Raw genomic sequence first — 21,293 nt, forward strand, 5'->3', positions numbered from 1 at the left:
AATATTTTATGTCAATGTGTAAGTTCTATAAGTAATAAATTTATTGTTATAAATTGAAGAACTATACTCCTAACTAGGACATTTTATAACCCTTATATAGGGGTAGTGTTACAGAGGCTGCTATCAATTTTAGGCTAAACGGTTTAGTCTAAATAATGCAATTTTGAGGAAAATACCTCTTGCATTTATATTCCGATCTTACTTATGGAGTTAGCATTTATTGTAGTTTTGAGTAGGGTGGGCGATGCCCACCTTGCTTTTATTGAGAAGGTGCAAGATATGTGTATATATATTCTATTTTTAGACTAATTGAATTTATCAGCCTCAAGGTGACAGTAGAGATAGTAATATAATATCTCCACTTCTTCCTATCACTGGCGATGCTTTGCTACTACTTCCCTTACTCGATAAATAGGGCGACTTTGGGATTCATGATAAGTCCGCATTAATAATTCCGCCAACAAACCAAAGCAAAATAGTTGTATTCCCGTGACTAATAACAATACAGCGAGAGTTAGCAAAGGACGATTACCGATTTCTTGATTTTCGTATATTTTAAGATAAGTCAAGTAAATAGCGATCGCAGCTCCGCAAAATGTAGAAGTTAGACCCAAAAATCCAAAAACGTGCATGGGACGGGTGAGAAACTTTTTCATAAACACAACGGTTAATAAATCCATCAATACCCTGAAGGTACGGGACAAACCATATTTACTACTACCAAAGCGACGGGAATGATGTTGTACCTTCACTTCGGCAATTCTCGCCCCTTCGATGTAAGCTAATACTGGTAGGAAGCGGTGTAATTCCCCATAGAGATTCATATCCCTAACTAAATCTGTACTATAAGCCTTAAGGGAACAACCATAGTCATGAATCTTGACCCCAGTAATTTGGCGAATTAACCAGTTAGCAATTTTGGAAGGGAGTAGTCGCGTCAAGGCTCTATCTTGGCGTTTTTCTCGCCAACCACTCACCAAATCATAACCCTCATCTAACTTTGCCAACATCATGGGTATATCTGCGGGATCGTTTTGCAAGTCTGCATCCAAAGTCACAATCACTCTACCTATGGCATAATTAAATCCAGCCGCCATAGCTGCTGTTTGTCCATAATTACGCCGCAAAATTACCGCTTTTAAATCCCCACGGATTTGTCCCTGTTCCTTGAGAAACTTCACAGAACCATCAACAGAGCCATCATCCACGCAAATAATTTCATAACTTAACTGACTTGCCGTTAAAATAGATGCGATCGCTTCTAGTAAATGAGGTAAACTATCTACTTCATCCTTAATTGGTACCACCACGGAAACATCAGGAATAGAAGTAGAGAACCCCTCATCTTCCTGCAATATACCATTAGAAACTAACCCACTCCTCATATTTCTCTGCATCCTCAGTATCTCTGCGGTTCGTAACACTTAACAACCCTACCAGCACCACGTAGCTGCTGATAATAAGACTGACTTACCTCATCACCTTGTTCCGAAAGTATATCAATCCCAATACCATTGCGCCCTTTATCTCGACCAGAACTATGGATATATTTGCCATCTCCCAAGTAGAGTCCTACATGAGTTGCTTTTTGAGACGTGCCAAAAAATACCAAATCTCCCGGTGCTAATTCTTCCATCTCAATGGCTGGGAGAAATCCTTCCTGTTGGTAAGCATCGCGGGGTAGCCAAATCCCCACGGAAACAAACGCCGCTTGCATTAAACCAGAACAATCGTAATTGGGCCCAGATGTACCTCCCCAAAGGTAATAATTAGATTGTTCCATAGCTTGGTGAGTAAAGCTAATTACCTGGGGTAATAATTTTTTAATCTCCTCTGTGGTTAATAATGTAGCTTGATAAGTTACAGTAGCAGGTTGTAAGTAATGTAAATCATTTACAGATAACCACCCTGGATAATCATCTTCACACAAAACTATCCGTACAGCGTCCGCATCACTTCCTAGAACACACAGGTGTCTGCCAGTTGCAGCTTGGCTACCTAAACTCTTACACTCAGGAGAATCATATACATCCAGATTAGCCAAACACTGGTACTCACCTGCTGTAAGGTGAGGAATTTGAGATTTTAGATTCAGAGACATCCGGCAATCACAATGACTTTTTTTACCAAAGACGAACAATTAGCACAGCTAGGGAATCAAATTTTAGAAGCTACCTGGGCAGCATTCCCCACTCTAGCTCGTAACCAAATTGCCCTGACTTGGATTGTCTACGATCCACCTGTATTAGTAAATACGGGTGGTGCCCTCACTTCAGATGCATTTTGGAACCATTCAGTACGTGGATTTACTTATAGGGGAATGGAAAAGATTTACCCTGCGAGTGTAGTCAAACTGTTTTATTTAGTAGCCGTACATGAATGGCTAGATAAGGGAATGGTCAACAATTCTCTGGAATTACAACGAGCAATGAAAGATGCGATTGTTGATTCTAGTAATGATGCTACCAGTTTAATTGTGGATGTGCTAACTGGCACTACATCAGGAGCAGAATTACCTGCTGGACCCTTTGAAACTTGGCAGTACCAACGGCAAATTATTAACCGTTATTACCAATCCTTGAAGTGGTCAGAGTTGGAAACCATCAATGTTTGCCAAAAAACTTGGGGTGATGGACCTTATGGTAGGGAACGGGCATTTTATGGAGAAATGTTAGAAAACCGGAATATGCTCACCACCAATGCCATAGCCAGATTATTACATAGTATCATTGGTGGAGTGGCGGTTTCCAGCGAGCGATCGCAAACCATGATGGCTTTACTCCAACGCAGTGTTAACCCCGATAAATTACCCCAGGATGTAGAGGAAGATCAAGTTACAGGCTTTTTAGGTGGTGGCTTGCCTCAAACAGCAAAACTGTGGTCAAAAGCTGGTTGGACGAGCCAAGTTCGTCATGATGCAGCTTATATTGAAATTCCAGATCAACGCCCTTATCTCTTAGTGGTATTTACTGAAGGTAAGGAAAATGCTGGTAATAAAAAAATCTTGCCCTTTATCTCCCAGCAATTTGTGGAGGTGGTTAATAGTTTGGAGTGAAAGAATGTATAGCGCTACGCGCAAGGTTTACGCGCGTTTCGCGCACGCTGCTTGAGAGCAGTAGGAGGATGTCAACCTGTTAACTAGGTATTTCAATATGGGTTAATTTCTCATTCCTAATGTTGTCTCAGGAGTGACAGGTTCCCGTATAATTCGGAGTCGTTGAGAAAATCCAATGAATTTAATTGCTTGTACTTCTATTTGGTGATAAAGAGAGCGAGGTATGAGGCAAAGCAAATACGCAGCTACCAAGGTAATTATTGTTCGTTGTGGTTCTTCCACCAAGATACGCCAATGGGTGGATAATGCTTGATGAGACAATTTTACTGCTGTTAAACCTAATTGTAGCCGAACCGCCCATCTAGCTGATTTCCTCAACTCGTAGGCTTTGGCTGCATTTCCATGCTGAAAAATCAAATCTGGAGCATAGGAGCGAGTTTTCTCTAAAACTTTTTCTAAATCCTCTATCTGTTTGGCAATATTTGTAGACGCTCCTTGGGAATTAACTCGATAGAGAGTTAAAATCTCTGGAATACCCAGTATTTGCCAATTAGTCTGTAAAGCAATCCGCAGCCAACACTCTACATCCTCAAAATGTTTTAATTGCTCATCAAAATAACAATTCCCCTGAAATTTAATTTCTTCTAAAGCTTCTTTTCTAATTATAGGAACTGAGCCATTACTAATGGGATTACGACGAAGTACTAATGCAGGAGTAATATTGTCTAATTGAGGGATTTGATACATACCTAATAGTTCTCCTGATTCATCAATAAAAGCAGAACAACTAAAACTTATTCCCACAAGTGGATGACTATTTAAATGTTCGACATGCTTTTCCAGCTTTTCGGCTATCCACTGGTCATCTGCATCTAAAAATGCCAGGTATTCTCCTGTCGCATGACTAATACCTACATTTCTAGCTGCACAAACTCCACGATTTGCTTGTTTAATAATATGGATTCTTTTATCTTGGAAATTCTCACATATTTCTACACTTTTATCAGTAGAGCCATCATCAATTACAATGATTTCAAAATTTTGATATGTTTGTAAAAATACAGATTTTAAGGTCAATTTTATATATTTTTCTGCCTGATATACTGGAATAATTACAGAAACTTTTTTCATATTATATTAATAACAAAAAATAAAATTTATTATTTTAAATATTCATCTTTTTTTAGTTAAAGAATTAGTTACAATCCCAAGGATTGCAACATGAGCAGCTTTTACCTCCTCTAATGCTTTTTCCCAACTGGAACGTAGTGTTTCCCCTAGTCCAGCAACTAAGATCATTCCATCTAATTGCTGTGCTAAAATATTGCTATCTAAGAGACCTAAAATATGGGGACTATCATAAATAACTAAATCAAAGCTTGCTTTGGCAAATTCCACAAAATTTTGCATTCTACTAGATGAGAACAACCTACTCGGATGAGAAAATCTAGCAGTACCAGACGTAACTACAAATAAGTTTTGTTCTTCTGTGGAATATTGGGTAATTACATGGTTAAAATTGAGATTATCAGTCAAAACATCACTAAGTCCTTGATTGTTGGCTAAACCTAATTTTAGATGAATTTGAGGGTTATATAAATTAGCATCCACTAATAAGACTTTTTGACCTGCTTCTGCTGCTATTTGGGCGAGATTTATAGCAACTGTAGACTTACCATCACCAGTTGTTGGTGATGCGATTGCAATTGATTTAAAAGGAATATCACTCCTTAGGGATTGGAATCTGGTATACAGGGAGCAAAGAGCCTCTAATAGAGGAGATTCTTTTCTAGATTGATGCTTTGGTGAAACTTCAGGTTGGGATTGAGCAACTTGATGGAGATTGAGCTTAACTACATCAGATTTAGCTTGTGGTAACTTTTGTAATTCTTTCGCAAAGGGAATCGTACCCAACAAAGGTAATTGAGACTCATTTTTTACATCCTGAGGATCGTAAAAGACATTTTTTGCATTTTCAATCCCAAAAGCTGCTAAACTGCCCAATAATAAACCACCAACTATACCTACAGCAATTAATGGTATTTTTGGTGATACGGGGATAAATTCACCCTTTTTATCTCTGGGTATAGTAGGAGGCATAATCAACTCCCAAGGAATTTCTTGTTGCGCTGCATCTACCCGCAAAGCCTCTTGTTTTGCTAACAATTGACTCAAGGTGTCTGTGGCTATTTTTAATTCCCTTTGTAGCTTTCCATACTCTGTAGCGATGGCTGGATATTGTCGAATTTGTAAGTTTAATTCTTGTGTTGCTTGAATATTAGCTTGCAAGCTGGCTTCCAGCAGTTGAATTTGGTTAACAGTATCCGCCATTTGCTGAATTAATTGGCGACGCACAGAATTCTGGAAAGTCTCTACTTGGGAATTAGAAGTTGTCGGATTGGAGATATTTTTCCCTAATGCAAGTTGTGCTTCTTTATTCAGTAGAGGTATAAGTTGGCGGCGTTCCTCTCGCAAAGAGATGAGAACAGGATGAGTTTCAGTTAAACGCACAGACTCAGCCACAATTTTTGCTTCTATCTTACGGATATTGGTAAGTAATTGTTGATATTGAGGAGATTCACTTAAAGCAGAGGATGCAATAGCTGCTTTTTGTTGTAAGCCTAACTGGTTTTGTAAGGAAATATATAGAGATTTATGTTCTGCTAAATTTTGCTCTATTGTTAGCCTAGTATTTTTCAGATTGTCAGCTATTGTCAGTAGTTGTTCACTTTGAAGTTTTGGATCTAATATTTTGTGTCGCTGTTGGAATTTTTGCAATTGTAATTCCAGATTATTTACTCGATTTTGTATTGTGGGAATCTGACGATCAACAAATTTTATTCCTTGCCGTAAATTTGTCTGCTGCTGCTCTAAACTATATTTCCTATATGCCTTAGAGATTAAGTCTAAAACTATTTGAATCTTTTCAATCTCAGTATCTCGATAACGTACCTCTATAACTCTAGATTTATCTTTTCCTTGAACAATACGATTAATATAAATGGTACCTATTCTACCTTTAGGTAGTTTTAATACATCATTACCCACTAATACATCATAATTAACTCCTGGGAATTTCTGCTTTATTTTTTTTACAGCAGGATTGATAACTTTAGGGCTTTTTAGAACTTCCACTAAAGCTTGATAATCTAAAGCCGTACTATTCTGTTTAGTAATTTCATTAACGTTCTGCTTTAAAGTTTCCGACAACAAAATAAGTAATTCACTATCAGAGGTTTTTAAAGGCTCAACTAATATTTGAAATTTTCCTTCATATTTGGGAGTACGAATGAATTGCCAGCCAATAGCTGCTGCTGTTAGTATTATTGTTGAGCCTATAATTACGTATATTTGACGATTTAAAATCGACCAAATTTGCTTTAAGCCACTACTATTCTCTTTAGCCTCTGCCTGTTTCCAAGACCAATAACTATTTCTTGGCAATTCATTTTTGTGTTCTTTTTTTAAGAATTGCCTATCTTGTTCTTTTATATGAAACTGCATCTGTTATTATTTTAAATAAGATTTAAATAAATGAAATAGAAATTTTAATTATTTAATTTGACTTCTTATTTGAACTTGATTTTGTCCAAAATAAATAACTTAGTACCACTTACAGTACAAAAACCCCAGATAGATTTTTGACAAAATATTTTTTAAATATCACTGATTTATAGTGACATTTAAAAATTTAAACGCCATTCTTGCCATAAGGATTTGAGAGTTCGGGATACCATTGAAAAGAGTACGAAGTCGAATTTCAATAATTATTATTATAAAATAGGGGTCACTCTATATCAAAACACGATATAAAATGGCAACTCTTATACACAAAATTTAATCTAACATAATGTAGAGAGAAATAGGTGATAATTAATTAGATAATTGAAAGATTAATTAATTATGTTTCAACCATAAAAGTTCAAATATATAGGACTTACAAGATAGCAAATTAATCAGAGTCTTTATGCTACAATATCACCCAATATATGATGCGTCCTCAGTATTTATGCTATTTTGACTAAAATCTTGATTCTCTTTACCTTAACAAAACAATATCATTATATATTAAATTAAAAAAGTAAATATACTCACTTAACTACTTTGAGAATTACTGCCATTATTCTATTTAATAGTACTACACATTGATTATTGAGCAATCTTAGTATCATAAGGGTTATTGAGGAAGAAATTTAAATTTCGTAGGTTGTAAATATATTTGTATTGCAATCTTAGCATCATCGAAAAACCTATGTCACTAGGTTATGGTTTAAATACTGCTTAGTAATATTATCATCACGCAGCTCGGGACATTTCCAAAACATAATTAGTTTGACTGCACATAATTTATTATGTATGAATCTATTGATTTTTTTTACGTATATTTTTCATCTTATTAAAAACAAGCTGAGATATTTTGGGAAAAATACGATGATTTTTGGAATAGGCTTTATTGTTGCCAAATACAGCTAAAATATAACGAGTTTTTTTATCTTTACTTTCTACATAGGCAACATCTAGGCGACAATATGAAGTCCAGCCAGCTTTTGAGGCAAAAAAACCAACCTGATCCGCAGATAAAGATTGTCCTAAAAAACCTACCAAAGGGTGAAAACCTGGAGGATAAGGTGGTAATTTTTCCCCCAAGGAAGGACGTAATTTTCTCTTCAGTAAACCCAACATTTTTTGAGAATATTTTGGTGTTATGGCTTTATCAGAAACAATTTCAGACATTAGCCTTGCAGCTTGGTACGTTGTAATTTTATTACGCTGAGGATAAGCAGTATCATCTTTACGGATTTGCTTATCTGGACCAATTGGTTTTCTCATTCTTATTTCATAAATAGGAAATGTTTTTTGAGCTAGATAAATATTTTTGTATCCTGCTTTCCGAAAAAAATTGTTAACTGCTAGCCGTTTTTTTTGCCATTGATTAAACTTTCTACGTTTCAAATTATGCCGTTTGGATGTCGTTTTACTAATCTGGTCTAATATGCGGCTAGATGCATTATTATCAGATTCAATAATCATTTTTTTTAAATCATTATTAATCTTTTTATCGACTTTGATTAATCCATTATACATTTTATGTTGTATGGCTATCATCCAAAATAACTTTACAACACTGGCTGGATACCTTCTTGTATGTTGTCGGTATCCAGAAATTGATTTACTATTTAAATCAATTAAGGTCACTGATAAAGATTTTGTGGATAGTCCTTGAGACCGGGTATATTTTCTTATACTCTTAATAATATTATCTAGTTGATGATTCCGATTTAAGGTAGGATTTTTTTTGACATTATAGATAAATTCTCTAGATGATTTAACATCGAGACTACGTATTTTGATTAATTGATGAGCTTCTTTTGGAAGCGGTGATGCATTCTGTGAGTTTGGATTTTGTTGTTGGTTTGCAACTAGATCATATTGTTGATATTTTGGTTTGATTGAATAATTAGAATCGCTAACATAAAATAAGCCAATAGCACTGGGAATAAAGATAATAATTAGTTTATAATATTTGAGGTAAAAAGATATTTGATTATTAAGGCAGAATTTATGATTGAATATACTGCTTAACCCTGCATATACAAAAGATATTAGATGATATTTTTTAGCGATTTTTGGCTTGACTTGAGATATTTGACTACTGATCGGATTATCAGGAGCGTTAACAACTAAAATTCTAGTTCCCTTCCCTTGATGATTTTTCAGTTTATATATTTGTTTTTCTAGTTCTCCATTCTGTTGTTTGAGATTTGCGATTACTTCGTAAGCATGGTGTAACTTGGCTTCTAGATGGGCAATTTTATCCTTATTAATATCTATTTTTCCCTGAGATTGCTGATTCACGCACTTCACCTGATTTACAAAAATTTAGAGCAGTTAATCTAAGTGAATTAGATGCACAAAACAATACAATAAATTGTTTTTTTTGGCAATTAGAGGTTGTCACATAAAAAATCTGGAAAATAAGGGGTAAGCGTTAGAGGTTGGGGATAGAGCAGAGGTATTTCTGATGCTTCGCGTCAAGCTGTGCTTTTCTTTAATGCCCACAGACAGGGCTATACATCCTTGATGGTGAAAAATTTTTCATACAAGAAGCCGCGCGTAGGGCGTCTACGGGACTACCTGAAAACGAAATTTGCAAATTAAGCGATCGCTTTTCTCAAATATTGCTTATCCTAGAAAGGTATAATTTATACAAGCTTCCTCACGGCATTCTCAAGACAACATTAAAATCAGATTAAGGAGAATATTGATGAAATCATGGCAAGCAACGATTTTAGGCATAGCTGGGCTGACAAGTGCCATAGCTATTGGAACCAGTATAAATATCAATGTCTCTGCACAATCTAATAATTTGACAATCTTCCGAGAAAAAGCCCTGTCTAGGCACAATAAGCTACGACGAAGACACGGATCTCCAGCTTTAATTGAGGATAGTGAACTTACTAACCTCGCCCAAGAATGGGCAGAAGAGTTGGCAAATACAGGGCAAATGCAACATCGCCCGAATAATCTCTATGGAGAAAATATCTATTACGCTTGGAGTTCCCAACCTGGTTTTGATGTTGATGGTGAGGTTCCTGTAAAGGCCTGGTATAATGAGAGGATAAATTATAATTACGATCAACCAGGTTTCTCCTCTCAGACAGGACACTTTACCCAGGTTGTTTGGAAAAATAGCACAAAGCTAGGTTGTGGAAAAGCTAAGTCAACAGATGACAGAGTGTATATAGTTTGTAATTATGATGCAGCAGGAAATATTGTGGGGCAATTTTCCGAGAATGTACAACCTGTCCTTAGCACTATGCTTATTCCGTAGATGTAAAAAATTGAGATGATTCATTAGGGTGCTTGCCATAGCTTAGGGATGAAGCTCCCGTCAATTCTCTAGTATTGATAGTTTTATTCATAAGTTTTTCTGCTAAACAACAAGGTAAAATGCGATCGCACTTTACCTTGTTGTTTAATAAAAATAAAAAAATAACACTTAAATTACTAAGTATTACCCAATCACAAGTATAAAATAAATTATTTACTACTGACCGAAAAAGAAAAGGATATAAGCCCCCAAATTTATTTGTGGAAAAATTAGAAATAATTGCGCCGCGATGCATAAGCACTCTTTCTCAATAATTCCTTTCTTGATGCAGTCGCTCATGGGAGAGATCCCCTTTCTGCGCGCTGCTCTCTACATTCATGTATGGGGTTTCTCCCCTGCGCGCTGCTCCCTGCCTCTTCCTAACCAATAATTCCTTGATGCTACAAGCTCCCAGATTTATCCGTAGAATCAATCCAAAATCCAAAAGTAAAGGGAGAAAGGTTGAGTTGATATCCTTACCCCCTTTGAACTGAGCCTCGATATTTCCTTAATTTTGAATCGAAGCAGCAGCTCCAGTACCAGGAACTTTAACCACATATGCGGAAGGAATTACTTCTGCTTTACCAGCATTTACCATTGCTTGGTAAACGAAAGCCGCTACTTCTGCTCTGGTAGCTTGATTATTGGGCTTTAACTGCTTCAGAGTAGGGTAGTTAACCACAACTTGTTTTACAGTCGCTGCTGACACCGAGTCCTTAGCCCAATTAGGAATTTGGGAAGCATCGTTGTAAAAAGATAGGGAATTTTGATCAGGTGCGGTTAACTCTAAACCATTGGCTAAGGATACTAGTACCTGTACCCGAGGAATTTGCTGCTCTGGCTTAAAGATGTTGTTGGGATATCCAGAAAGGAAACCACCACTAGAAGCAGTTCTAATCGCTTGGTATCCCCAGTAGCTAGTCTTGACATCATTAAAATTAATCGCTGCTCGCTTAGCTCCTGGTGCAAACGCCTTATTGATAATAGCTGCAAATTGGGCGCGGGTGACTCTATCGTTGGGTTTGAAAGTACCATCGGGGAAACCTGCAATTACACCTTTTGCGGATAAGGCTTGAATGTAATTCTTTGCCCAATGACTAGTAGGTACATCTTTGAAAGCTACTGGTGTTCCAGGAGGTGCTTCCACATCAGAAGCAACGTAATCTACTGAACCTTGCAAACTATTGATATTATTACCAATAGCTACAACCACATTGTTGGTAGCATTATTCAGATCATAGCGTTTGTTGTCACGAATCAAATTCTCACCAGGATCTTCATTGCTTGTTCCCAAATTGGGTAAAGCTTGGGAAATTACAACAATGCCATCGCGGGTATTATTCTGGATAACATTTTTACGTAATACAGGTTTGGCAGAATTGGAGATGAAAATACCATCTACATTGTCAGAAATTTGATTTCCTTCTAAACGAGGTGTGGAAGTACCACCAATAGACAAGCCAAAACCGGTGTTCTGGAATAAATTGTTACGAATTAAACCTTTAGCATCTTTGGCAATAGAAACCCCATTACCTTTATTTTCAGAAAAGACGTTGTTTTCAATTGTGGGATTACCTGTACCAGTAACAAATACCCCTTCTCTTAAACTATTAATAAATGTACTGTTTTGAATAGTAGGATTAGTTGATTCTACCCATACAGCAGTACCACGGCTTTCAGGGTTGGTAACAGTAACACCGTTGATCACACTATTATTTTGGGCAAGAATTGTGATATTCTGTCTGGCGAAGGTACGACTAATATAATTGCCGCTACCTGTAATTACTGTTGCTTGTCCTTTAGTGCTTTCATCTCCCTTGAGGGTAATACCACTTTTAAGATCAAGGGGGAATTGCTCACCAGTGTCTACGCTATAGTTTCCAGGTGCAAGTTGAATGATTGTACCTGCTTGAGCTTTGGAAAGGGCAAAAGATATGGTCTTATAAGGTGCTTGGGCTGTTGTTCCAGCACCATCAGTATCTGAACCAGTTTCAGAATTAACATGAATCACCGTTCCATTAAATGGAACCTGCGCCATTAAAATCTTGGCGTTCCCTTTGTGATCAGCATTCACTGGGGTAGGTAATAGTACTATTCCGCTAGAAGCAATTAATACAGCTGAAAGTCCTGCGGAGAATAGACGAAAATTGTTACCTTGCTGAAGGCCAAATCCCTGACGTGTCATATTGATTCCCATTTCTTAACTTTACTGAAGATTAATGAATTAACTTATTTTGCCAATCTGTTTTATCACAGTTCTTTAGCTGTGCAAACCCTGTAAAACGGTACCGAATGCCCAGTATCTTACTATCTGGGTTCCTGAAGTTAAGCAGGATTTATTCGGTTGCATTATATACTATGCTCATCGGCAGATATGGTATGTCTGCAAATTGCAAAATCCAGGGTCATGGTGCCTTGTAAAAGCTGTATACCATGCTTTCTGTTTACGCATGAGCCATTAGTTCATCCGGTCATTTTTACATAGTTCTGAATTCAGGAAAAACATTGTTGAGTGAAAATTCGATCGCTATTTATTAAGGATTCAACCTCGGACAGAATATACTTTTGCCAAGAAAAAGATTTAATTTATACCAAGATATAAAAATTATGACAACAGATGGAAAGAAAGGAAAGCTTATGTAGTAACTCTTTCACAATCTCAAATCCAAAATTGTATTATTTTCCCCTTTACCCTTCCCCAATATATGTTTTCAGCTACCCGTCGTCGTCTTGCCCTTTGGTACACTGCTATCACAGCTTTACTGCTCCTGTTATTTGCCAGTGGCGTGTATTTATATGTCCGCAGCACCTTAATTGAACGGATTGATGATACCTTGAACCATGTAGTAGAAGTTGTAGAGCGATCGCTAATTATTGAGCCAGTCAATCCAGATGAAGATAGGCTGAGAATTAATGTAGAAGATAGTTTCCGGGATAATGCCGACACCGTAGAAGATGACCACATTGACTTAGAATGGTTTAGCGCCACAGGGGAGTTATTATGGTCTACCTTATCAGAACCTCTGAATATACCCATCCATGCTAACCTTACTGGGGAAACTGTACATATAATCAAAGAACAACAGACTGATTGGGGAGATAATCCCCTATTATTACGCCAAATTACCCAACGGGTAGAGGTAGGAAGGCAAATTTTGGGATATCTGCGAGTGAGTCATCCTTGGTTTGAAGTGACTAAACCCAGTCGTCAGTTGATTGTTGATTTAGCACTGGGTACGGGGTTAATGGTGCTGTCAGTGGGGGCGAGTGGTTGGTTTCTTTCCGGCAAAGCTATGGAACCGGTGTATGATTCCTATCAACGATTGAAACAATTTACGGCGGATGCTTCCCATGAATTGAGAAGCCCCATTGCCTTAATTCAAACCAATGTGCAGGTGGCTTTGGCAGATTTAGAATTAACAGAGTCCCAGGTAACTAATTATTCTCACTATCGGCAACAATTAAAGTTGGTGGAGAGACTAACCAAGCGTTTAGGGACTTTGGTTAACGATTTACTTTTTTTAGCACGGCAAGATAGTGGAAGGATTACCCAAGGCTTTACTCCTTGTCCTATAGATGCTTTGTTAATGGAAGTGGTAGAAGAACAACAGCTATTTGCTGGGGAAAAGCAAATTCATCTAGCTTTACAGTTAATAGATCCCCCGACTTCAGTTACTGATCCCCAATTATTAGAAACTTGGTTTGCTTGTCAGGGTAATTGGGAGCAATTGGTGCGACTATTTACCAATTTAATTGGCAATGCCCTACATTACACCCCAAATAAAGGAAGGGTGACTGTAGAATTAGCCCAGATAGAATCGGTTTCTGGATTGCGTCATAGTCATAACCAACTACAAATAAAGGTGAATGATACGGGTATTGGTATTCCCTCGGAGGCTTTACCAAAGTTATTTGATCGCTTTTACCGTTTAGATCCAGCGCGTACCCATACCCAGAAAAATCAACTCACAGCAAATACTACTGGTTCTGGATTAGGACTAGCGATCGCTCAAGCTATTGTAGAAAATCACCAGGGGCAAATTCAAGTAGAAAGCAAAGTTGGTGAAGGCTCTGCCTTTATAGTAACATTGCCAATCAATGCGGAGGTATAGCGCTACTTGCAAATAAAAAGGTGGAGAGTGTGGGGAGTGTGGGAGGTGTGGGGAGATGGTTATATTAGCTCACAAGAGAAATTAAATGCCAAAATTGCCTTATTCACTTTTAGCCACCTCTGTCAGGAAGAGGCAGAGGAGCAGGGAGCAGGGGAAAAACCCCATACATGAATGTAGAGAGCAGCGCGCAGAAAGAGGGTTTCCCTCATGAGCGGCTGCATCAAGAAAGGAATTATTGAGAAAGAGTGCTTATGCATCGCGGCACAATTATTTCTAATTTTTCCACAAATAAATTTGGGGGCTTGTATCCTTTTCTTTTTAGGTCATTTATGAAACATTGCAACTCCCTATTAAATTCCCTATCCTCCCAATTGTTTGACTTCTGCTAACAATTGTGCAAATCCTAAGTGAAACAGTCACAAAAAAAGAAAATGAAAAAAAATTCGATTTTTATTGGACAAAATACCCATTTAATGGTGGAATAGATGAGGAGGTATTTAACGCCTCTAAAAAACCAGTGAATCCAAGCTAAATCTGCTTGGGGGTGTGGCGGAATGGTAGACGCTACGGACTTAAATGATTTGAGCCTTATGGGAGAAATCCTTTAAGTGTCAGCTCTCAAATTCAGGGAAACCTAACTCTGATGACAGACAAGGCAATCCTGAGCCAAGCCAAATTAGTCACTTGTCATATGTTACTTGCCAAGCGATTGCTAGTAAGTAATAAATAACAGAGGGCTAATTTAGGAAGGTGCAGAGACTCGACGGGAGCTACCCTAACGTAAAGACGAGGGTAAAGGGAGAGTCCAATTCTCAAAACCTAAATATCATCACCATGATTAGGCAGTAACGAAAGTTACAGGAGAATGAAAATCCGTTGACCTTAAACGGTCGTGAGGGTTCAAGTCCCTCCACCCCCATTAAAATTTCATGATCCCATCTTTGTAAGTTTGTAACTTTACTCTTTAAAGTCAACCTTATCATTTAGTCAAGTTGATTATTCCTGTATACGAGAGGACTAAGATTACTGTATCCCAGTTGTTTGGGTCATATTTTCAGGAATTGGGCAAGATATTGTTCGGTAATTTGAGTCTGGAAATGAAGTTTTAGAAATTTAGGATTCTCAAAAGAAGAACCCAACTCTCTGATTTCTGTGGCAGTTTTGGTCTGGGAAGAAACTACCTCACCCAAGAGCATCTAATGCTGTTGAACTAAGTCGGACAGTCACCCATCCGACTCGTCTGCTTATAGGAACTGTGTTAAGTTTTTAGGCACATTAAAGTTCAATGGCTAAAAGTTAGTAAAAGTTAGTCTTTTTGTATAGTATCTCTAGCATTACGCCAAGAGCTGGGTATATTAGCTGTATAAGGATTTATCCCTCGACACATTGGATTACGACTGTAAAAAGTAAACAAGTCACAATTGCCGGAGCACTTCCATAAATAACTACACAACAATGCCTTATCTAGTTTGCTGGTAGCCGGATTACTCGCAGAATTCCTTGCTGCCTGTATGTTCTCCTGACTGCAAATATCTGCGTTTGAGTTCAAAAAACTCTGAAGTTCTGTTAGCACTCTTTCGCTCGACAGTGATTTAGTGGGGTAAATGCTCTTCTTGCTCTTAAAGCAGCTAAACACCCCACAGCTAGTAATTGCCTGATCTTGATCAATCTCATCCTCTACACTGTGCCAGAACGACTCTACCAGACTGTTGGGAGAATTAATGCCTTGCCCCCCATTTGAACATGTTCCAAGGGCTTCACCAAGGGCTAGTGAAACACATTGGGATGTACCAGGGCTATCCGCATACTCTACCAATGAAGTTACCACACTATTTCCTCCAGAAACTTCTGCACACCAGGATGGGCCACTAAATTGGCTCGGATTCTTCAAAAATTCCTGTACTCCTGTAGGAATAGTGTCAGGTAAGGGTGGAAGAACTGGTAACTGCGGTACCTGGGTTGGACCTGGAAACAACCAATTTATAATTTTTCCACCCTCTTCATACACGATGTACCCAAGTGTTGCAGCTACTGCCAGTCCTACACATCCCTCAGGACCAAGGACCGCGCCTTCTTCACATGCTGTGCTCTCGATGTCTGGTAATATCTCATCGGATTCTTCAGAAATTCCTGTACTCCTGTCGGATCCTTCAAAAATTCCTGTACTCCTGGCTGAAACAACCAGAAGGTTTGGCGATGTGCTCTCGATGTTTGGTAATATTTCAGATAATCCTGCATTTGCAGGTTTCACTGAAACAACCAGAAGGTTTAGCGATATGAGAATAGCGAAGATGCATATTGCTATGGGCTTAACCACTCCTTCCTTTTGCACCTTTCTCATTAGCTTCCCTACTCCTCTTTGATGCTTGTACCTGTTGATTTTTGCTCGCTCACTTTGACCAGGATAGATTCAAAGTCTTATCCAAATTCCCTTATCTTGAGAAGGAGATGAAAAAACATGTACCTTCCTCAATTTCCTCTCTTTTCTCAAGATAAAGGTCTCTAATAAGTGGTCAACTTGGGTTGAGAAGAAGACCCTTTATACCTGAGCTGAGGTGTCCCTGTTTGAGATGCGGAACCGTTCTCATAGTAAGAAAGATCCCAATTTCCCGCAATTGGAGTGAAATTTGCGTTGGATATGCTTCCGTTTGGCCATGTCATGTGCATGACACCATAGTAAAGACCATTTTCAGTAGAAGGTGCAATATCTAGGGAACACGCACCATTTGCCTGCTTTGGACCTGCCTTAATTACCGCTTGCTGTCCTGCCGGAATATTTCCTTCAGGTTGGTATGTATCATTGCTGAATACCCAACAGTAACTGAGTTCGTGCAACTTGTATGGCAAGGGTTCTGTTGTTCCATTGGTAATAATAATAACTTGCCCCACCTGCGCGTGTGCTGGGACTACTAAGCTAGTGAAACTGAGGAAAAAAACCGTAGCAAATAATACGACCCTGGATGTAATATTTTTCAACATAATCCTTAACTTTCAACTAAAACATAAGCCGCACAAACCTAGCATTGATGTTCCTCAAAATCAAATTACTGTCAGCTCTGTAGTATACAGTGACACTTAATACCATTTCTCTAAATCCTGGCTACAGATAATTCTCCTCCTGCTCCTTGCTCCCCTGCTGTCCATATGTAGCTTTATCTTGGATAATTAGTATAATTTATCACTAGTGATATATTGTTGTAGTCATAAAATTAATGTTGTAATACGGTTGGATTAATTTAGAGAACACCAAAAAATAAATTCTCCAATTTCATCGAACTACTTGCTTTACTCCCCTTGCACCTCTGCACCTCAAATAGTACTCAATTCATTTTTGTCAATTTTGGGTTAAAATTTGTACATAACTCCTACTTTTGATGAAAAAATATAAAAATGCGCTGCATCACCTTTGTATTTAACTTTTTAGGAGGGAGCTATAAAGTAAATTCCTATATCTCATGAGACCAATTAAAACAGCGAAATTGGACGTGGCATCTCAAGATAATTCTGGGCGTAAACGGAAAAAACACAAGCGTAAACGAGGTGTAATTTTAACTACTCAAGGGCTACAAAAATTACTTGTAGCTAAGAGTCAAGCAGAAATGGATGACAATAGTGGCAAGCGCTACACCTTAGAGACCATGAGTGAACTTACTACTCTATCAGTAGATACCCTCATGAAAATTTTAAAATGCGAGTTAGGTGTAGATAAACAAAGTTTGAAGTGTTTTTTTCAGACTTTTGGTCTAAAATTACAAGAAAACGACTATTATTTACCCCAGTCTCATGTTGATGAAAGCTTGCAGTTAGGAATTACACAATCAAAAATTCCATTAGAGTTTCCCGAAGGTCAAGTATCTCTGAGTTCCCCATTTTATATAGAGCGACCATTCATAGATACAGAATGCTATCAGTTAATTTTGCAACCAGGAGTACTGATGCGTATCAAAGCTCCCCGACGCATGGGAAAAAGCTCACTCATGGCGAGAATTCTCCATCAAAGTTTTTTGCAAAACTATAAAACTGTTTCTGTAAACTTTGAAGTTGCAGAAAAAGCTGTTTTCCAAAGTTTAGATACATTTTTACAATGGTTTTGTGCCAGTATTACTTTCGGATTAGGATTGCCCAATCATTTAGATGATTATTGGGATAACCTTTTTGGTAGTAAAATTAGCTGTAAAATTTATTTTGAGCAATATCTGCTAGAGCAAATAACACAGCCTGTAGTTCTGGGTTTGGATGATGTGGATTATCTGTTTCAATATCCAGACTTGGCAAGTGAGTTTTTTGGATTATTACGAACTTGGCATGAAGAAGCAAAAAATCGAGATATTTGGCAAAAGTTACGACTAGTAGTAACCCATGCAGTAGAAGTTTATATTCCTTTGAATGTTAATAGATCACCATTTAATGTCGGCATACCTATAGAGTTAGATCCATTTACTCCAGAACAGGTACAAGAATTATCTCAACGCCATGAATTAGATTTGTCCAATCAAGAATTGGAGTCACTTTTTGACTTGGTGGGAGGGAATCCACACTTAATTCGGTTAGCATTATATCATATATGCCATGAGAACCTGACCGTAGCCCAAGTATTACAAACATCCCTCTCCAATCCTGGTATTTATCGTGATCACTTACAAAGGCAACTATTGAGCTTGGAGCAGGAGCCAGAGTTGCTTATGGCATTTACACAGGTGGTTAACAGTCAAACTCCTGTGGAATTTGAGCTAATTACTACCTTCAAGTTACAAAGTATGGGATTAATCAATCTACAGGGTAATAAGGCAACAATTAGCTGTAAATTGTACTTAAATTATTTCTGCGATCGCCTCAATTAGCAATATTTTTCCTACCATCCCTCAGGGTCAGGAACTTCCAAGTAAAAAATAATCAATCACTTGAAATGCAGGGGAGCAGGGAGCAGGGGAGCAAGTAGTTCAAGTACAGGAATTGGGTAATTTATTTTTTGGTGTTCCCTAAATAAAATAATTATTTAAAATCTTAAAAAAATACGTAATTTGTAATTTGTAATTTGTAATTAAGTTTTGTAGCGGGTATGAGCAACCCTGAGATAAAACTTAATCCTTTGAAAAAAGGGGGACTTAAACCAGCATAATTGGTTAAAAATCTAACTCGATAACTTGGGAGTATCTCCCCTGAAAGAGACAGGTGATTTATTTTACGCCACGACCCCCATAGCCTATGCACAGGGTTCGCATCTTCCGATTTATACCACCCACCGTAATGGCTCAAGGAGTTTTGTGGTACTAGTCATCGAATCAAAAGTTTAGCCATTGGGTATTTGTGCAAATCTTCACAGGAAATAGCAAGATGAACGTGAACGAAATGAATTCAAGTCCTAACTTTCCAGGAGCCATTTTATCCCTATCTCGACAAGAGCTAGACGGAGTTGAGATGGAAATCATTGATGGTACATTACCAGCAGATCTACAAGGTCATGTATTCATTACAGCAGTATCTGGTTTCGTCAATTCCTATGACATCCCTGGAACACCTATTGTAGTACCTCCCAAGGATGGGGTTCCTGTAATCAACGGAGATGGTATGTTATGCCGTCTAGATTTTCATCGAAAGGGTCAAGAATCTCAACCAGGGAAAGTTTGGTTAAAGACAAAGCTGGCTGGAACCCCCTCATTTTGGGCAGATGTAGCCACTGTGGAGGAAGAATATACCAAGTATAAGTTTCATAATTTTGGTGTTGCCAGAATTTCCGAATTTCTCGGTGTTCGCAATGTTGTCAATACTGCATGGTTACCGTTCAAATTGACAGAGGAAGACAACGATCGCCTACTGGTAACTTTAGATGCAGGACGTGCCTATGAAATTGATACCCAATCCCTAGATGTGATTACCCCCATTGGTAGGAATAGGGAGTGGCGACAACAGCTCAAGTTGGGGGTGCCCTTTAAGTTAATTATGAGTACGGCGCATCCTTATTTTGATCCCCGTACCCAGGAGATGTTTACAGTTAATTTTACCCAGTCTTTTGAGAGTCTGCTCCCCCCCAATTTTAAAGGGAAAGCGGATGTATTGGATGACATTTTGCCCGGTATTGGTTCTTTTCTAGGCAAGCTCGGGGATTTATTGGAAATGCTGGAAACACATATTGATAATCTGAGCGAGCGCCAACACACAACTAATCTGCTGTTATGGGGAGCAGCAGCCGTGAGAGAAATTAAGGAGTTATCGGGACAAGCCATTAGCTTTTTTCGCAAACAGGAGGAGGAAACAAGCGATCGAGATATTCCTGCCCCATTAAAGGAACTTTGGCGAGAATTACCAGAAATTCTCTGGTCGGAAATTGATGAATCAGAAGATTTGGCAGATGTCAAGGACTTTTTTGATGAATTATTACAACTAGTTAAAGTTGGATCGACCTTTCTCCAAGGGGTCAAGGACATGGAAGATGCCGCTTACCTGCTGCGTTGGTATGGTAAAGATGACTTTGAAAATTGGCAGTTGGTATTACCTGATGGGAGTCCTGTAAAAATTAAGCAAACCATGCACCAAATAGGGGTAACTCAGGATTACTTGGTGTTGATGGACACTTCCTTAAAAATTGGACTGAATCAGTTAATTGTGGTCAAGAATAGCAAACTAGACCAATTAATCAGACGCATCATTAACTATTCCCAATCCTCGGAAACTACTATATACATTGTTCCTCGTGCCGATTTACAGAATGGGAAAAAACAGGTTGTCGCCCAGAAAATAGTTATCCCGATGGAAGTGTTTCACTTCTTGGTAGATTATGAGAATCCAGGCGATCGCATTACCCTTCATGCATCCCATGCTTCTGCTTGGGATGTGGCTGAATGGTTAAGACAGGAAGACATACCGCTAACAGATAATCCCCAGCCACCTCTGGGAATGGTAGTTTCTGGTATGGATGTGAACCATTTAGGTCGCTACTTTATTGATGGGAAAAATGGTACCCTGTGTGAATCAGCAGTAGTCACCAACTTTGATGCTAACTGGGCGATCGCGATTTGGGCTTATAGCAATCAAAAAATGGCTGATGGCTCCTGGTATCCTCCAGCTAAGTTTGACAATATTTATTGGGCTGCTTGGGGTGCTTGGGAAGATTTGCTTTCAAAATATATTTCTCAGATGTATGAGGACTATGAGTATCGGGATGAATCAGTAGCAGAAGTTAAGCAAGCTACAATTGCAGGTAAACCATCTAATATCTGTCTCCTGAATACCGAAACTATGGAAGTTGCTGATGTTT

At 38.3% G+C, this 21,293-nt stretch carries 15 protein-coding genes; 6 read left to right on the top strand and 9 right to left on the bottom strand.

Going from position 1 to position 21,293, the window contains the following annotated elements:
• Positions 1-371: 371 nt before the first annotated feature.
• Together CALSC_RS15485 and CALSC_RS15490 are read right to left on the bottom strand one after the other, a co-directional pair.
• Positions 372-1,385 carry a glycosyltransferase family 2 protein gene (locus tag CALSC_RS15485; protein WP_088242233.1) on the bottom strand — a complete coding sequence of 338 codons (1,014 nt, stop codon included), beginning with the start codon at positions 1,383-1,385 and terminating at the stop codon, positions 372-374.
• A gap of 14 nt (positions 1,386-1,399) precedes the next feature.
• Positions 1,400-2,101 (bottom strand): C40 family peptidase, encoded by a 702-nt coding sequence (locus CALSC_RS15490; RefSeq protein ID WP_088242221.1) that lies wholly within the window; start codon positions 2,099-2,101, stop codon positions 1,400-1,402.
• A 12-nt stretch (positions 2,102-2,113) separates the two neighbouring features.
• Between CALSC_RS15490 and CALSC_RS15495 the strand changes: the two genes are divergently transcribed.
• Positions 2,114-3,055, top strand: a complete 942-nt coding sequence (locus tag CALSC_RS15495) for a serine hydrolase (protein WP_088242222.1) — start codon at positions 2,114-2,116, stop codon at positions 3,053-3,055.
• Positions 3,056-3,157: 102 nt separating this feature from the next.
• On the opposite strand, the gene CALSC_RS15500 is transcribed toward CALSC_RS15495, so the two are convergent.
• From CALSC_RS15500 to CALSC_RS15510, 3 genes are all read right to left on the bottom strand, one after another.
• The gene (locus CALSC_RS15500; RefSeq protein WP_088242223.1) at positions 3,158-4,186 is read right to left on the bottom strand and encodes a glycosyltransferase family 2 protein; all 1,029 of its coding nucleotides are present in this window, start codon (positions 4,184-4,186) and stop codon (positions 3,158-3,160) included.
• A gap of 42 nt (positions 4,187-4,228) precedes the next feature.
• A complete protein-coding gene (locus tag CALSC_RS15505) occupies positions 4,229-6,559 on the bottom strand; it encodes a GumC family protein (protein ID WP_088242224.1) in 2,331 nt (776 codons plus the stop codon).
• A gap of 858 nt (positions 6,560-7,417) precedes the next feature.
• On the bottom strand, positions 7,418-8,911 hold the full coding sequence (locus CALSC_RS15510) for a serine hydrolase (RefSeq protein ID WP_088242225.1): 1,494 nt from the start codon (positions 8,909-8,911) through the stop codon (positions 7,418-7,420).
• A gap of 409 nt (positions 8,912-9,320) precedes the next feature.
• Between CALSC_RS15510 and CALSC_RS15515 the strand changes: the two genes are divergently transcribed.
• Positions 9,321-9,887 carry a CAP family protein gene (locus tag CALSC_RS15515; protein WP_088242226.1) on the top strand — a complete coding sequence of 189 codons (567 nt, stop codon included), beginning with the start codon at positions 9,321-9,323 and terminating at the stop codon, positions 9,885-9,887.
• Here CALSC_RS15515 and CALSC_RS15520 read toward each other — a convergent pair.
• Positions 9,877-10,182, bottom strand: coding sequence for a hypothetical protein (locus CALSC_RS15520; RefSeq protein WP_088242227.1), 306 nt, complete (start codon positions 10,180-10,182; stop codon positions 9,877-9,879). The genes CALSC_RS15515 and CALSC_RS15520 overlap by 11 nt on opposite strands.
• Before the next feature lie 252 nt (positions 10,183-10,434).
• A complete protein-coding gene (locus tag CALSC_RS15525) occupies positions 10,435-12,111 on the bottom strand; it encodes a DUF1565 domain-containing protein (protein ID WP_088242234.1) in 1,677 nt (558 codons plus the stop codon).
• Between the two features lie 520 nt (positions 12,112-12,631).
• Here CALSC_RS15525 and CALSC_RS15530 point away from each other — a divergent pair.
• A complete protein-coding gene (locus tag CALSC_RS15530; protein ID WP_088242228.1) occupies positions 12,632-14,038 on the top strand; it encodes a sensor histidine kinase in 1,407 nt (468 codons plus the stop codon).
• Positions 14,039-14,065: 27 nt separating this feature from the next.
• Positions 14,066-14,209 (top strand): hypothetical protein, encoded by a 144-nt coding sequence (locus CALSC_RS26535; RefSeq protein WP_159460633.1) that lies wholly within the window; start codon positions 14,066-14,068, stop codon positions 14,207-14,209.
• A gap of 1,135 nt (positions 14,210-15,344) precedes the next feature.
• Here the strand turns inward: CALSC_RS26535 and CALSC_RS15535 are convergent.
• Together CALSC_RS15535 and CALSC_RS15540 are read right to left on the bottom strand one after the other, a co-directional pair.
• Positions 15,345-16,379 carry a hypothetical protein gene (locus tag CALSC_RS15535; protein WP_088242229.1) on the bottom strand — a complete coding sequence of 345 codons (1,035 nt, stop codon included), beginning with the start codon at positions 16,377-16,379 and terminating at the stop codon, positions 15,345-15,347.
• Between the two features lie 161 nt (positions 16,380-16,540).
• Entirely contained in the window at positions 16,541-17,017 is a 477-nt protein-coding gene (locus CALSC_RS15540) for a hypothetical protein (RefSeq protein ID WP_088242230.1), read from the bottom strand.
• Between the two features lie 476 nt (positions 17,018-17,493).
• Here CALSC_RS15540 and CALSC_RS15545 point away from each other — a divergent pair, with 476 nt between their 5' ends.
• Complete coding sequence (locus CALSC_RS15545) at positions 17,494-18,879, top strand: AAA-like domain-containing protein (RefSeq protein WP_088242231.1); 1,386 nt, start codon at positions 17,494-17,496, stop codon at positions 18,877-18,879.
• A 493-nt stretch (positions 18,880-19,372) separates the two neighbouring features.
• Positions 19,373-21,293, top strand: a 1,921-nt coding sequence (locus tag CALSC_RS15550; RefSeq protein WP_143288270.1) for a carotenoid oxygenase family protein, incomplete at its 3' end; no start/stop codon positions are given.

It is taken from the genome of Calothrix rhizosoleniae SC01, from assembly GCF_900185595.1.
GTDB classification, from domain to species: Bacteria; Cyanobacteriota; Cyanobacteriia; order Cyanobacteriales; family Nostocaceae; genus Calothrix_A; species Calothrix_A rhizosoleniae.

What these genes read in the sequence shown, in the direction of transcription:
- CALSC_RS15545 (WP_088242231.1), top strand. Translation starts at nt 17,494, where the DNA reads ATGAGACCAATTAAAACAGCGAAATTGGACGTGGCATCTCAAGATAAT.
- CALSC_RS15520 (WP_088242227.1), bottom strand. Translation starts at nt 10,182, where the DNA reads ATGCATCGCGGCGCAATTATTTCTAATTTTTCCACAAATAAATTTGGG.
- CALSC_RS15530 (WP_088242228.1), top strand. Translation starts at nt 12,632, where the DNA reads ATGTTTTCAGCTACCCGTCGTCGTCTTGCCCTTTGGTACACTGCTATC.
- CALSC_RS15540 (WP_088242230.1), bottom strand. Translation starts at nt 17,017, where the DNA reads ATGTTGAAAAATATTACATCCAGGGTCGTATTATTTGCTACGGTTTTT.
- CALSC_RS15500 (WP_088242223.1), bottom strand. Translation starts at nt 4,186, where the DNA reads ATGAAAAAAGTTTCTGTAATTATTCCAGTATATCAGGCAGAAAAATAT.
- CALSC_RS15525 (WP_088242234.1), bottom strand. Translation starts at nt 12,111, where the DNA reads ATGACACGTCAGGGATTTGGCCTTCAGCAAGGTAACAATTTTCGTCTA.
- CALSC_RS15490 (WP_088242221.1), bottom strand. Translation starts at nt 2,101, where the DNA reads ATGTCTCTGAATCTAAAATCTCAAATTCCTCACCTTACAGCAGGTGAG.
- CALSC_RS15535 (WP_088242229.1), bottom strand. Translation starts at nt 16,379, where the DNA reads ATGAGAAAGGTGCAAAAGGAAGGAGTGGTTAAGCCCATAGCAATATGC.
- CALSC_RS15485 (WP_088242233.1), bottom strand. Translation starts at nt 1,385, where the DNA reads ATGAGGAGTGGGTTAGTTTCTAATGGTATATTGCAGGAAGATGAGGGG.
- CALSC_RS15505 (WP_088242224.1), bottom strand. Translation starts at nt 6,559, where the DNA reads ATGCAGTTTCATATAAAAGAACAAGATAGGCAATTCTTAAAAAAAGAA.
- CALSC_RS15515 (WP_088242226.1), top strand. Translation starts at nt 9,321, where the DNA reads ATGAAATCATGGCAAGCAACGATTTTAGGCATAGCTGGGCTGACAAGT.
- CALSC_RS15495 (WP_088242222.1), top strand. Translation starts at nt 2,114, where the DNA reads ATGACTTTTTTTACCAAAGACGAACAATTAGCACAGCTAGGGAATCAA.